Annotated in this window: 9 protein-coding genes; 7 read left to right on the forward strand and 2 right to left on the reverse strand. The window is 56.5% G+C overall.

Annotated features, from left to right (window positions below; genetic code table 11):
- The first annotated feature begins 38 nt into the window (after nucleotides 1–38).
- Entirely contained in the window at nucleotides 39–2954 is a 2916-nt protein-coding gene (locus tag B1C80_RS25410) for a pitrilysin family protein (protein WP_077924002.1), read from the forward strand.
- Nucleotides 2955–3632: 678 nt separating this feature from the next.
- Here B1C80_RS25410 and B1C80_RS25415 read toward each other — a convergent pair.
- Complete coding sequence (locus B1C80_RS25415) at nucleotides 3633–4115, reverse strand: ankyrin repeat domain-containing protein (protein WP_077924134.1); 483 nt, start codon at nucleotides 4113–4115, stop codon at nucleotides 3633–3635.
- An 8-nt stretch (nucleotides 4116–4123) separates the two neighbouring features.
- Entirely contained in the window at nucleotides 4124–5197 is a 1074-nt protein-coding gene (locus B1C80_RS25420; protein ID WP_077924003.1) for an NADH:flavin oxidoreductase/NADH oxidase, read from the reverse strand.
- A 284-nt stretch (nucleotides 5198–5481) separates the two neighbouring features.
- Between B1C80_RS25420 and B1C80_RS25425 the strand changes: the two genes are divergently transcribed.
- The 6 genes from B1C80_RS25425 to B1C80_RS25450 all read left to right on the forward strand — a co-directional run bounded on the left by B1C80_RS25425 (nucleotide 5482) and on the right by B1C80_RS25450 (nucleotide 14090).
- Nucleotides 5482–6153, forward strand: a complete 672-nt coding sequence (locus B1C80_RS25425; RefSeq protein WP_077924004.1) for a response regulator transcription factor — start codon at nucleotides 5482–5484, stop codon at nucleotides 6151–6153.
- A 64-nt stretch (nucleotides 6154–6217) separates the two neighbouring features.
- Nucleotides 6218–7573, forward strand: coding sequence for a HAMP domain-containing sensor histidine kinase (locus B1C80_RS25430; protein ID WP_077924005.1), 1356 nt, complete (start codon nucleotides 6218–6220; stop codon nucleotides 7571–7573).
- Between the two features lie 334 nt (nucleotides 7574–7907).
- Nucleotides 7908–8198: a hypothetical protein gene (locus tag B1C80_RS25435; RefSeq protein ID WP_077924006.1), complete on the forward strand. Its 291-nt coding sequence runs from the start codon at nucleotides 7908–7910 to the stop codon at nucleotides 8196–8198.
- A gap of 69 nt (nucleotides 8199–8267) precedes the next feature.
- A complete protein-coding gene (locus B1C80_RS25440) occupies nucleotides 8268–9350 on the forward strand; it encodes an efflux RND transporter periplasmic adaptor subunit (protein WP_077924007.1) in 1083 nt (360 codons plus the stop codon).
- A 110-nt stretch (nucleotides 9351–9460) separates the two neighbouring features.
- Nucleotides 9461–12664, forward strand: coding sequence for an efflux RND transporter permease subunit (locus tag B1C80_RS25445; RefSeq protein ID WP_077924008.1), 3204 nt, complete (start codon nucleotides 9461–9463; stop codon nucleotides 12662–12664).
- Complete coding sequence (locus B1C80_RS25450) at nucleotides 12657–14090, forward strand: TolC family protein (protein ID WP_077924009.1); 1434 nt, start codon at nucleotides 12657–12659, stop codon at nucleotides 14088–14090. Before B1C80_RS25445 ends, B1C80_RS25450 begins: the two co-directional genes overlap by 8 nt.
- Nucleotides 14091–14095 lie beyond the last annotated feature (5 nt).

The following is a 14095-nucleotide window of genomic DNA, read 5'->3' on the forward strand; positions in this document are numbered from 1 at the left end:
CTATGTAAATTAGAAGCTTACTTCTGTTAGTACTCTACATGAAAAAAGCTACAGTTTACCTTTCGTTGCTGCTGGCTGGGTTAATGACCGACCCAGCCAGTGCGCAAACGAAACTCGTGGAGAAAGTCACCCGGCAGGGAAAGGAACTCCTGATTCCGTACGAAAAGTACGTGCTGCCCAACGGGCTGACGGTGGTTGTCCACGAAGACCATTCTGACCCAATCGTCCATGTCGACGTTACCTACCACGTAGGGTCGGCCCGCGAGGAGATCGGCAAGTCGGGCTTTGCGCACTTCTTCGAACACATGATGTTTCAGGGCTCCGACCACGTAGCCGATGACGAACACTTCAAAATTGTTACCGAGTCGGGCGGAACGCTCAACGGATCGACCAACCGCGACCGGACCAATTACTACGAAACCCTGCCCAGCAACCAGCTGGAACGCGCGCTCTGGCTCGAAGCCGACCGCATGGGTTTTTTGCTGGATGCCGTTACCCAGAAAAAATTCGAGATTCAGCGGGCTACCGTCAAGAACGAACGGGGCCAGAACTACGACAACCGGCCCTACGGCCTGGCCAGCGAATACGTGGCTAAAAACCTCTTTCCTTACGGCCACCCGTACTCGTGGCTGACCATCGGCTACATCGAAGACCTGAACCGGGTCGACGTTAACGATCTTAAAAACTTCTTCCTGCGCTGGTACGGACCCAACAACGCAGTACTGACGGTAGGCGGTGACGTAACGCCCAAACAGGTCGTGGCTATGGCCGAGAAATATTTCGGCTCCATCCCGCGTGGTCCTGAAGTGACCAAAACCAAGGTGCCTACGCCCGTCCTGGACAAAGATCGGTACGTTTCGTACGAGGACAATGTACGTTTCCCGATGCTGCAGATCGTTTTCCCGACGGTGCCGAACTACCACCCCGACGAAGCTCCGCTCGACGCGCTGGCCGAAATTCTGGGCGGTGGTAAAAACTCCCTGTTCTATAAAAACCTGGTGAAGCCGCAGCTGGCGGTGCAGGCCAACGCCGGCCATCCGGCTACCGAACTGGCGGGTCAGCTGACGATGACGATCCTGCCTTTTCCCGACAAACGGCTCGATAGTACCGAAGCCATCGTTCGGCGGACACTGGCCGAGTTTGAGCGCCGGGGCGTTACCGACGATGACATTGCGCAGTTCACCGCTACCCGCGAGGCCCAGCTTATCGACGGCCTGTCGAGCGTGTCGGGCAAGGTGTCGCAGCTGGCCGCTTTCCAGACGTATCTGGGTACGCCCAACTACCTGCCGCAGGAGTTCAAACGCTACCGCGAGGTTACCAAAGCCGATGTGATGCGGGTGTATAACCAGTACGTGAAAGGTAAGAATGCGGTGCTGCTGACCGTATACCCGAAAGGCAAAGCCGATATTGTGGCCAAACCCGACAACTATACGATCTCGACGGCTGGCTATCAGGCACCCGATTACGGCTACAAATCGCTGACCTACGCCAAAGCGAAAGATAGCTTCGACCGGAGCGTGAAACCCGGCCCCGGCGCCAACCCGGCGCTGAAAGTGCCGCCCTTCTGGACCGATAAACTGCCCAACGGCCTGAAAGTGATCGGAACGCGCAACGACGAGATTCCGTCCGTAACGATGCTGTTCACCATCAAAGGAGGGCACCTGCTGTCGGCCAATGACCCATCGAAAGCCGGTATTGCGCAACTGACAGCCGCGTTGATGAACGAGGCTACCGAACGGTTCTCGAACGAAGAGCTGAATACCAAACTCGAAAAGCTGGGCGCCAGTATCGACATCCGGGCCAGCACCGAAGATATCAGCGTATCGGTCGAGTCGCTGACCAAAAATCTGGACTCGACCCTGGCGCTGGTCGAAGAGAAACTATTCCGGCCCAAGTTTGCCGCCGACGATTTTGACCGGCTCAAGAAGCAGCAGCTGGAGCTGATTGCCAACCAGAGCACCCAGCCGGTTGTGATTGCCAATAAGGCTTACAACAAACTGCTCTATGGCGCATCCAACATCCGGTCGGTGCCCGTAAGCGGGACGGCCAAAACGGTTGAGGCCATTACGCTCGACGACGTGAAGGCGTTTTACCAGAAGTACCTGTCGCCGTCGGTGACGAACCTGATCATCGTGGGCGATGTCGAGCAGACGGGGGTGATGCCGAAGCTGGCGTTCCTGAACAAATGGGCGGCCAAGCCCGTCGCCATGCCGAAAACCGCCGTCAGCCGCAAAATCGACAAAACCCGGATCTACCTGATCGACAAGGAACGGGCGGCTCAGTCGGAGATTCGGGTCGGATATTTGACCGACATGCCTTACGACGCGACGGGTGAGTATTACAAGACGAGCCTGGCCAACTACATGCTGGGCGGTGCGTTCAGCAGCCGGATCAACATGAACCTGCGCGAAGATAAAGGCTGGACCTACGGGGCTCGATCGGGCTTCTCGAGTACCAAAACGCCGGGTCCGTTTACGGCACAGGCGGGGGTGAAAGCGGCCGCTACCGATAGCTCGGTGGTTGAATTCATCAAAGAGATCACCAACTACGGCAAGACGGGCATTACCGACCAGGAGCTGACCTTCGTGAAAAGCTCGCTCGGCCAGGTCGACGCGCTGCGGTACGAGACATCGCTCCAGAAAGCGTATTTCCTGAGCCGGATCATCGACTACGACCTGCCCCGCAACTACGTCGAGCAGCAAAGCGAGATCCTGCGTAACATCACCAAAGCGCAGATCGACGCCATTGCGAAGAAACGGTTGCCGGTCAACAACATGATCATTACGGTGGTCGGCAATAAAGATCTGATCAAGCCCGGTCTGGCGAAGCTCGGCTACGAACTGGTTGAACTCGACAAAGAAGGCGAACCCATCGTAACCGCTACCGCTCCGGCCAGTGCTCCCGCCAAAATGGGGTCATCGACTCCGCCAGCCGACAAAAAGAAAGGCAACTAAGCAAACCAATACCCTTTACTCCCGCGAGGCTTCCGCTCCTGATGAACGGCCAGCCTCGCGGGATTTGTATGTCGGTATGTATGCCCGTATTGATATCCCGGCATGAATGCCGGGCCTATTCATGATTCGTCTCCAGTCCGGATCCTGCTCAGGGCGACCCATGGATTGCATCGGCATTGATGCCGATGAATCCGATTCGCATTGGTATCCCGGCATGAATGCCGGGCCTATGCATGATCGTCTCCAGTCCGGATCCTGCTCAGGGCGACCCATGGATTGCATCGGCATTGATGCCGATGAATCCGATTCGCATTGATATCCCGGCATGAATGCCGGGCCTATTCATAGATCGTCCCCGGTCCGGGTCCTTTCCCGGGCGACCCATGAATTGCATCGGCATGAATGCCGATGACCCTGTTTCCGGCCCCGCATTGATATCCCGGCATGAATGCCGGGCCTATGCATGATCCGCCCCGGTTCAGACCCCGCCCCGGACGACCCATGGATTGCATCGGCATTGATGCCGATGAATCCGATTCGCATTGGTATCTCGGCATGAATGCCGGGCCTATGCATGATCCGTCCCCGGTCCGGGTCCTTTCCCGGGCGATCCATGACTAGCATCGGCATTCATGCCGATGGCCCTGTTTTCGGACCCGCATTGATGCCGATGAATCCTTAACCCAGCAAGGCCAGGGCTTCTTCGTTGCCCTGCTGAATGGCCAGGTCGCGCGCCGTGTGGCCGCGGACGTCGCGGATGGTGATGTCGGCACCCGCGTCGAGCAGCAGCTTCACCAGCGCATTACGCCCAAACATCGTGGCAAACATCAGCGCGGTACCCTGGTTGCCATTCTGTAGGTTCAGATCGGCACCACCCGCTATCAGCAGTTGAGCAATGTTGGCGTAGCCTTTGAAGCTTACGCCCATCAGCGCCGTGTTGCCGCTCACGTCCTGTATATTGGGATCGGCCCCGGCGTTGAGCAGAAGCTGGGTAGCTTCGACTTGTCCGTCGTAGGCCGCAATGGTCAGGGGCGTAAAGCCTTTGCCGTTCTGCTGGTTAACGTCGAAGCCCGCGCTGATCTGTTCGCGCAGGTAAGCCACATCGCCCCGGCGGGCGGCATCGAAAAATAGATCTTCGGGTTGGTTGGATGCAAATGTCATCATAACGATTACTGTCTTGGTTTAGCCCGTTCGTACTGCACGGGCCAGGGCATGTCGTCGCCCAGGGCATGGGCGGCATGAAGTGGAAAATAAGGATCGCGCAGAAACTCGCGGGCCAGTAAAATCAAATCCGCCTGTTCGCTGGCCAGAATGGCTTCTGCCTGCTCGGGGGAGGTAATCAGCCCGACGGCGCCGGTCGGTATACCCGACTCGTTCCGGACCCGGTCGGCAAACGATACCTGATAGCCCGGCCCGGTCGGAATCGATGCGCGCGGCACGTTACCACCCGTTGAGCAGTCGATTAGGTCGACGTCGAGTTGCTTCAGCACGGCCGCCAGCGCTACCGAATCGTCGGGTGTCCAGCCGCCCTCGGTCCAGTCGGTTGCCGAGATACGAACCAGCAAAGGCAGCTCAGCCGGCCAGACCGCCCGAACGCGCCCGATGACTTCAACCAGCAGACGAATCCGGTTCTCGAACGAGCCGCCGTAGTGGTCGGTCCGCTGGTTACTCAACGGCGATAGAAACTGATGAAGCAGATACCCATGGGCCGCGTGCACTTCAACGACCTGAAAACCCGCCCTGAGCGCCCGCTCGGTGGCGGACTGGAAGTCGGCCAGTATGGTTTCGATACCGGCGGCATCGAGGGCTGTCGGTTCGGGCTCGCCGTTGTTGAACGGAAGGGCGCTGGGCGCTACGGTCTGCCAGCCGCGCGGCTCCGTGGGCGCAATGGCCGTACCGCTGTCCCAGGGTCGGCTATGGCTGGCCTTCCGACCAGCGTGGGCCAGCTGAATACCGGCTACCGCACCCTGCTGGCTGATGAAACGAGTGATCCGTTGCAGGGCAGGTATGTGGTCGTCGGACCAGATGCCGAGATCGTCGGGACTGATGCGGCCTTCGGGCGATATGGCAGCGGCTTCGGTAATGATCAGACCTGCTCCGCCAACGGCCCGGCTGCCGAGGTGTACCAGGTGCCAGTCGTCGGCAAACCCATCGACGCTCGAGTACTGGCACATGGGTGAGACAACAATCCGGTTCCGGAGCCGGATGCTGCGGAGTTGCAGGGGAGAAAGGAGAATAGACATACGTACCCAACGCAAGTCGGCAAGCCCTGGTTTAGCCAAACCTCTAATTTCACCGGAATACCAGGACTTTCGCCGAATAACACAACTCCTTCGGGCTGATCGTCAGCCTGCTTCTGTCCGGCTGCGCGTCGTGGGCGATCAGCTCTGAATAAAGCCGTATAGGGGGCGTTGGCGCAGCTTGTACACGCCGGATATGAATGAATCTACTGGTATCTTTGCCGTGTCTGTACGAGAAGCCGTTGCCAGCAACGACCGGGTCCTGTGCGGCTCAATGAATAACGTTCATGAGAATCCTTTTGGTTGAAGACGAGGAGCGGGTGGTTTCGTTTATCCGCAAAGGCATATCGGCCGAGGGCTACGACGTCGACGTGGCTTTTGACGGGCGAACCGGCCTGTCGCTCTTTCGCAAGGATAGTTACGATATCATCATCCTGGACGTCAACCTGCCGCAGATCAACGGGTTTGAACTCTGTCGGCTGATCCGGACCGAAAACGAGGCCGTACCCGTACTGATGCTGACTGCGCTGGATAGCCTGGCCGATAAAGCCGATGGGTTCAACGCGGGAGCCGATGACTATCTGGCCAAACCGTTCGAGTTTCAGGAGCTGCTGCTGCGGCTCAGGGCGCTGACTCGCCGAAACGGCCCCAAACCCAAGCAAGTGCTGCGGCTGGCCGACCTCGAACTGAACCTGGATACCAAAACCGTTACGCGCGCCGGCAAACGGATCGACCTGACCACCCGCGAATACGCCCTGATGGAGTACCTGATGCTCAACAAAGGAAAGATCATTTCGCGGGTCGATATCAGCGAGCGCGTCTGGAATCTGAATTTTGATAGCAACACCAATGTTATCGACGTGTACATCAGTTATCTGCGGAAGAAGATAGACAAAGATTTTTCACCCCGCCTGCTGCATACCATTGTGGGTATGGGCTATGTTCTCCGGGAAGACTGATGGCGGCCGACAGGTGCTGACACGTATGCCGTAACACAGATCTGCCCATTGCTCAACTACCTCCATGCTCATCCGGAACCGACTGACGATCAGCTTTACCCTACTGGCCACCGCCATCCAGATTACCCTGTCGTTGCTGGTCTGGTACTTCTATTCGCTGTACCGGCAGGAGGAGTTTTACAATAAGCTGGAAGGAAAGGCGCGGGTAACAGGCCGGGTGCTGATTTCGCGCCGGCATCTGCACGACGACTTCTTCGAAAACATGGTGCGCACCGACCTGCTCACCATCGTAGACGAGCAGCTCAGCATTTACGACAGCCGCCGGAACCTGGTATTTACCAACCGGAACCTAAAGGGGTCGGACTACTACAAGGGCCAGATTGACCAGTTGACCTCCAACGTTCCCTTCGAATTCAAGAGCGGTCGGCTGGAGTCTATCCTGATTCCGTATCGGGATCGGGGGCAGCTGTTCTTTATTTTTGCGTCGGGCTATGACCGCATCGGCTTTGCCAAGCTGGGTACGCTCCAACAGATTCTGATGCTGGCCAACCTGCTGGGGTTTGCGCTGATCGTGCTGGCGGGCTGGTATTTTTCGGGCCGGGTGCTGAAACCTATCTCCCAGATCGTGGACGAAGTGGAGCAGATTACCGCCACGCACCTGCATAAACGCGTACAGGAAGGCAACCGGCGCGACGAAATTGCCCAGCTCGCCATGACGTTTAACCAGATGCTGTTCCGGCTGGAAGATGCGTTTGTGTCGCAGCGCAGCTTCGTTTCGCACGCGTCACACGAACTGCGAACTCCGCTCACCAACACCCTGGGTACGCTGGAAACCTCCCTCCGTTACGACCAGAACCCCGACGATTGGCGCGACAGTATGGAAGTAGCCGTCGACGAGCTGAAGAAACTCATCCTGCTGACCAACGGACTACTGGGTCTGGCTAAGGTGACTGACGGAACGGTGGCCCTGACGTCTGTTCAGGTAGACGACTGCCTGCTGACGGCCATCGGCCAGGTGCAGACCAAGTACCCCGGCCGCAACCTGCCGCTTCGATTCACTACCGCCGACGAAGCCTCGATGACCGTAAAAGGCAATGCCACGCTGCTGACAACGGCCTTCCTGAACGTACTGGACAACGCCTGTAAGTACTCCGGCGAAGCCGTTTCGGTGCAGTTGCAGTCGCTGAACGAAGAAATTGTCGTGACCGTAACCGACCAGGGGCGGGGCATCGCCGAAACCGACACGGCTCATATCCTGGACCCGCTGTACCGCGGCAAAAACGTAGAGGGTGTGCCTGGCTATGGCATTGGACTGGCCGTAACCCAAAAAATTATGGAGCTGCACCAGGGCAGTATTCAGATCAGCTCCCGCGTCAACGAAGGCACCTCGGTTACCATTCGTCTGCCAGCCCAGGCGTAGGCTACCACAGTGGCTCGACCATCCATCGTTGTAGTTTTGGTGATGGGTGCGGTTACTGAATGACTGTAAATTAGTTTGTTAGCTACACATGATCCGTAATCCCTACTGAACAGACTACGTTTATACCTCACCCGTTGGCGATAAAACCCGTAAGAAACTAACTATCTTAACTTGACTTTATAGGTTAAAAAATATAATAATTTATAGCCTGAGCAGCTGTTCGGGGCTCTAGAATAATTACCCATTATACTATTCTAATATCTTCTAATTTCCTTCTCACACCGTTCTAATGTGGTGGTGCTTGCTTTGTGTCAATCTAACACGGACACGAGTCATGCAGCGTCGGCATTCTCCATCGATTTTGCTTTACAGCTTCGGGTTAGCACTGGCTCTTTCGCTGGTGTTCAACGGATTTCTGCTGCATGAAAAAAGTCGCCCGCCACGGCTGGCCGACTATGATGCGGGCAGCACCGTGCATCCCGTCGATCTGCTGGTCTGGCAGCAGCAGCTGTCAGACTGCAAACGCGCTAATGAGCACAAAGACAGCCTGATTCATCAGTTAGAGCAAGCGCCCAACGCCCCTCCGCAGCAGATGGTCAGCGCCCAGCGCCAGCCGTCCGATTAGCGTTCTTAACCGAGAATACCCCCCCATACACCCCTATCCAAAACGTTTTGTGTAAACCATACAACCTGTATGAAAAAAATCCTGATGCTTGTGAGCCTGTCTGCCGTTTGGTGCTGCACGGGCTGTACAAAAGAAGAAGAAAAGAAAGAGGAAGCGGTCAGGTATCAGGTTACCAGTCCGCTGGTGAGCGATACGACGATCACCAAAGAGTACGTATCGCAGATACAGGCCATCCGCCACATTGAGATGCGGGCGCAGCAGCGGGGCTATATTCAGAACATTTTCGTCGATGAAGGGCAGTATGTGCACCAGGGGCAGATGATGTTTCAGATTATGCCCAAGCTGTACGAAGCCGAGCTGCAGAAGGCCGAGGCCGAGGCCAACTTCGCCACTATCGAATACCAGAACACCAAAAAACTGGCCGACAACAAAATCGTAGCGCCCAACGAGTTGTCGATGGCCAATGCCAAACTGGACAAGGCCAAAGCCGAGGTGTCGCTGGCCCAGACGCACCTGGGATTCACGAAAATCAAAGCGCCCTTTTCCGGCATAATGGACCACTTTCACGTACGTCAGGGTAGCCTGGTCGATGAAGGCGACTTGCTGACGACGCTGTCGGACAACAGCCGGATGTGGGTCTATTTCAACGTGCCGGAAGCCGAATACCTCGATTACCGGACCAAAGCGCAGTCGGGCGATCTGACGAACGTACACCTGCTGATGGCCAACAACCAGTTGTTCCCGTTCTCGGGTAAAGTCGAAACCATCGAGGCCGACTTCAACAACGAAACCGGCAACATTGCGTTCCGGGCCACCTTCCCCAACCCGAAAGGGCTGCTGCGACATGGTGAAACGGGTACGGTTCAGATGACCCTACCGCTCAAACACGCCCTCATTATTCCGCAGAAAGCAACCTTCGAAGTGCTCGACAAGAAGTACGTCTACGTGGTCGACAAAGACAACGTGATCCGGTCGCGGGAAATCACCGTAGCCGCCGAGATGCCGCACATTTTTGTGGTTCGGTCGGGTCTGACCAAAACCGACAAAATCCTGCTGGAAGGCTTGCGCCAGGTGAAAGAGAACGAGAAAATACAATACAAATTCGAGCAGCCTGCCGCTGTTATCGCTCATTTGAGCCTGTACGCCGAATAAGAGAATGTACCATGTGAAAGACATAACGAGTGGCTGCTGTCGGCTGACTGATAGCGGCTTACGGGTCTGTTGTGTCCTGTTCATTATTTAGTAGTCATTCAAACCAGCATATGTTTAGCAAATTCATTCGCCGGCCCGTATTCGCCATTGTGATTTCGGTCATGATCGTCTTTATCGGTGTACTGGCTATCAAGAAACTGCCGATCTCCCAATTTCCGGATATCGCCCCAACAACCGTAAACATCTTTATCGCCTATCCCGGCGCCAGTGCCGATGTGCTGGTGAAATCGACGCTCATTACCCTCGAGCAGGCTATCAACGGGGTGCAGGATATGCGGTACATCGCTACCGATGCAACCAGCGCCGGTGAGGCCACGCTCCGGATTATTTTTGAGCCGGGTACGGACCCGAACGATGCCGTTATCCGGGTCAAAACCCGGGTTGACCAGGTGATGCCGCTGCTGCCCGAACTGGTTCAGCGGGAGGGGGTCATCATCACGCCCATCCAGCCCAGTATGCTGATGTACGTCAACCTCTACTCGAAAGATAAGAGCATCGACGAAAAATTCCTGTTCAACTACGCTACCGTTAAGATGATCCCTGAAATTCAGCGGACCAAAGGGGTAGCCAGGGCGCAGATTCTGGGAAGCCGGCGGTACGCCATGCGCGTCTGGCTGAACCCCGAGCGCATGCGGGCCTACAACATCTCTACCGAAGAAGTGATGAAGGCCCTGGGCGAACAGAGCATCATTGGCCGGCCCGGCCGGATCGGGCAAAGCTCCGGCATAGCGGCTCAGTCGCTCGAGTACGTGCTTACCTACAAAGGGCGATACAACAAACCCGAAGAGTATGAGGGTATTATTATCCGCGCCAATTCGGCCGGCGAAAGTATACACCTGCGCGATATAGCCCGGGTCGAGCTGGGGAGCGAATTCTTCGACATCTATTCGAACCTGGATGGACATGCGTCGGCCGCTATCGTGTTGCGGCAGAACTACGGCAGTAACGCCAGCGACGTAATCGAGGAAGTAAAAGCCAAGCTCGAGGTTATGAAGGCCTCGTTTCCGCCGGGGGTCGACTATAAAATCAGCTATGACGTATCGCAGTTTTTGGACGCGTCGATCGAACAGGTTATCGATACCCTGCGCGATGCTTTCCTGCTGGTGGCGCTGGTCGTGTTTATCTTCCTGGGCGACTGGCGGTCGACGCTGATACCGATCCTGGCGGTTCCGGTGTCGCTGATCGGGGCGTTTTTCGTCATTCAGGCGTTCGGGCTTTCCATCAACCTGATTACGCTCTTTGCGCTGGTGCTGGCCATCGGTATCGTGGTCGATGACGCCATTGTGGTGGTAGAGGCTGTGCACGCCAAGATGGAAGAAGAGCCGCATCTGTCGCCGTTCGGGGCGGTCAGAAAAGTGCTGGGCGAGATCAGCGGGGCTATTATCGCCATTACGCTGGTGATGGTATCGGTATTCCTGCCCATCTCGTTCATGACGGGGCCGGTCGGTACGTTTTACCGACAGTTCTCAATCACCATGGCCAGTTCCATCGTGATTTCGGCCCTGATCGCCCTGACGCTGACGCCCGTGCTCTGCGCCATGCTGCTCAAGAACCACCACGGACACGCCCGCCGGAAAAATCCGCTGACCCGCGCGCTCGACAGCTTCAACCGGGGGTTCGATAAACTCACCGGACGCTACGTAGGCCTGCTGCGACTCATTGTCAGCCGTCGGTTCGTTACGTTCGCGATTCTGGCGGCTTTCTGTCTGGGCATTGCGTATGAGAACCAGATTCTGCCGGCCGGCTTTATTCCGAACGAGGACCAGAGCACGATCTACGCCATTATCCAGACGCCCCCGGGTTCTACCCTGGAAAAAACCAACCAGGTGTCGAGAAAGCTTCAGGCGCTCTGTGAAGAGGTGCCGGGCATCGAGTCGATCTCGTCGCTGGCCGGTTACGAGATCATGACCGAAGGGCGGGGCTCCAACGCGGGTACCTGTCTGATCAACCTCAAACCCTGGTCGGAGCGCAAGCATAACGTGAAGGAGATCATGGAAGAGCTGGAAGAGAAATCGAAAAACCTGGGCGCTACCGTCGAGTTTTTCGAACCACCCGCCATTCCCGGCTTCGGCACGTCGGGCGGTTTCTCGATGCGCCTGCTGGATAAGAACACCGACACGGACTACAGCGAATTCGATAAAATCAACAAGCAGTTCATGGAGGATCTGGGCAAGCGCAAAGAGCTGGCGGGCCTGTTTACCTTCTTCGCGGCCAACTATCCGCAGTATGAGCTGGAGATCGACAATAACCTGGCCATGCAGAAAGGCGTGTCGATCGGTAAAGCGATGGACAACCTGAACATATTGATCGGTAGTACCTACGAGCAGGGCTTTATCAAGTTCAACCAGTTTTTCAAGGTCTATGTACAGTCCGATCCGAGTTTCCGGCGGCTCCCGTCCGATCTGCTGAAGCTCTTCGTGAAGAACGACGAAGGCGAGATGGTCCCGTATTCGGCCTTCATGAAGCTGAAAAAAGGGCAGGGGCCGAACGAGATTACCCGGTTCAACCTCTATAACTCGGCCGCCATTCAGGGCCTGCCGGCCAAAGGCTACACCACCGCCGAAGCCATACAGGCCATCCGGGAGGTAGCGGCCAAAACGCTGCCGAAAGGCTACGACATTGCGTTCGAAGGGCTTTCGTACGACGAGTCGATCCGGGGTAACGAGTCGCTGTATGTATTTCTGATCGTACTGGCCTTCGTCTACATGGTGCTGGCCGCGCAGTACGAAAGCTTCATCATTCCGCTGGCCGTTGTGTTTTCGCTGCCCGTCGGGATATTCGGCTCGTTCCTGGTGCTGAAGCTGATGGGGCTGGAGAACAACATCTACGCCCAGATCGGTTTGATCATGCTGGTGGGTCTGCTGGGTAAAAACGCCGTGCTGATCGTCGAATTTGCGGTGCAGAAGCGGCAGCAGGGCGAAACGATTCTGAACGCGGCCATCGAAGGCGCCAGGGTTCGTTTCCGCCCGATCCTGATGACCTCGTTTGCCTTCGTAGCCGGCTTGATTCCGCTGATTACGGCCTCCGGTGCGGGGGCTATCGGTAACCGGACCATCGGGGCGTCGGCGCTGGGGGGTATGTTGTTCGGAACCATTTTCGGGGTCATCATCATCCCGGGCCTGTACTACATATTCGGTCATCTGGCCGACGGGCGGAAGATGATCAGGGATGAAGAACACGATCCGCTGACCGAAAACCTGGTGCATCAGTTAGATGCGTTTCCTGTAACCGAAGACAATCCTGACCATGTATAAAATACGCCTGCCTATCTACCTGGTAGTGGCCTGCCTGTCGGTAGCGTTTACTGCCTGCAAGACGCCTGCTCTGGTTACCAGAACCGAAAACCGCACCGTTCCGGTGAGTTACCACACCTCGCAGGACTCGACCAACACGGCTCGGCTGCGGTGGCGCGAATTCTTTACCGATCCTAACCTGGTATCCCTGATCGATACGGCCCTGGCCAACAACCAGGAGCTGAACATCACCCTGCAGGAGATTCAGATTACCCAGAACGAGATTCGGGCCCGGCAGGGCGAATACCTGCCTTTTGTAGGGCTGCGGGGTGGAGCCGGTGTCGATAAAGTAGGTCGCTATACGCTGCTGGGTGCAACGGAGGCTACGACGGAGATCAAGCCGGGAAAAGAGATTCCGGACCCGCTGCCCAACTTCATGGTGGGGGCCGTGGCTACCTGGGAGGTAGATATATGGCATAAGCTGCGCAATGCGAAAAAGGCGGCTGTGAACCGCTACCTGGCCAGCGTTGAAGGCCGAAACTTTACCATCACGAACCTGATCTCCGAAATAGCCACGTCGTATTACGAACTCATGGCGCTGGATAATCAGCTGGCTATTGTCCGGCAGAACATGGAGATTCAGAACAACGCGCTCAAGACGGTCCGGCTGCAGAAAGAAGCGACCCGGGTTACCGAGCTGGCCGTACGCCGGTTCGAAGCGCAGGTGCTGAATACCCAGAACCTGCAATATGGCCTTCAGCAGCGGATCGTGGAAACAGAGAACCGGATCAACTTCCTGGTTGGGCGGTACCCGCAGCCCGTGGTGCGAAACTCGGCGACGTTCAACGACCTGGTCCCCGACAGCATACGGGTCGGTATTCCGTCGCAGCTGCTGGAAAACCGGCCCGATGTTCGGCGGGCCGAGCAGGAACTGGCGGCCAGTAAACTGGATGTTCAGGTGGCCAAAGCCCGTTTCTATCCATCGCTGGGTATCTCGGCCGGTATTGGCTATCAGGCTTTTAATCCGGCTTACCTGCTGAAGACGCCCGAGTCGATAATCATGTCGCTGGCGGGGGATCTGGCCGCTCCGCTGATCAACAAAAACGCGATTGTCGCCACCTATAACAGCGCCAACGCGCGGCAGATTCAGGCGGTTTACAACTACGAACGAACCGTGCTGAACGCGTATATCGAGGTGGCCAACCAGCTTTCGAACATCAGCAACTTGGCGAAGAGCTACGGGGTGAAATCGAAGGAGGTACAGGCGCTTACCCAATCGATCGATATTTCAACTACACTCTTCAACTCAGCCCGAGCCGATTATATGGAAGTGCTGCTGACCCAGCGCGATGCGGTACAGGCCCGTTTCGAACTCGTTGAGACCAAGATGCAGCAGATGAATGCCATGGTGACTATTTACCGGGCATTGGGCGGGGGCTGGAAGTAAACGCC

Origin of the sequence: Spirosoma sp. 209, from assembly GCF_002006735.1 — a bacterium.
Lineage (GTDB): Bacteria > Bacteroidota > Bacteroidia > Cytophagales > Spirosomataceae > Spirosoma > Spirosoma sordidisoli.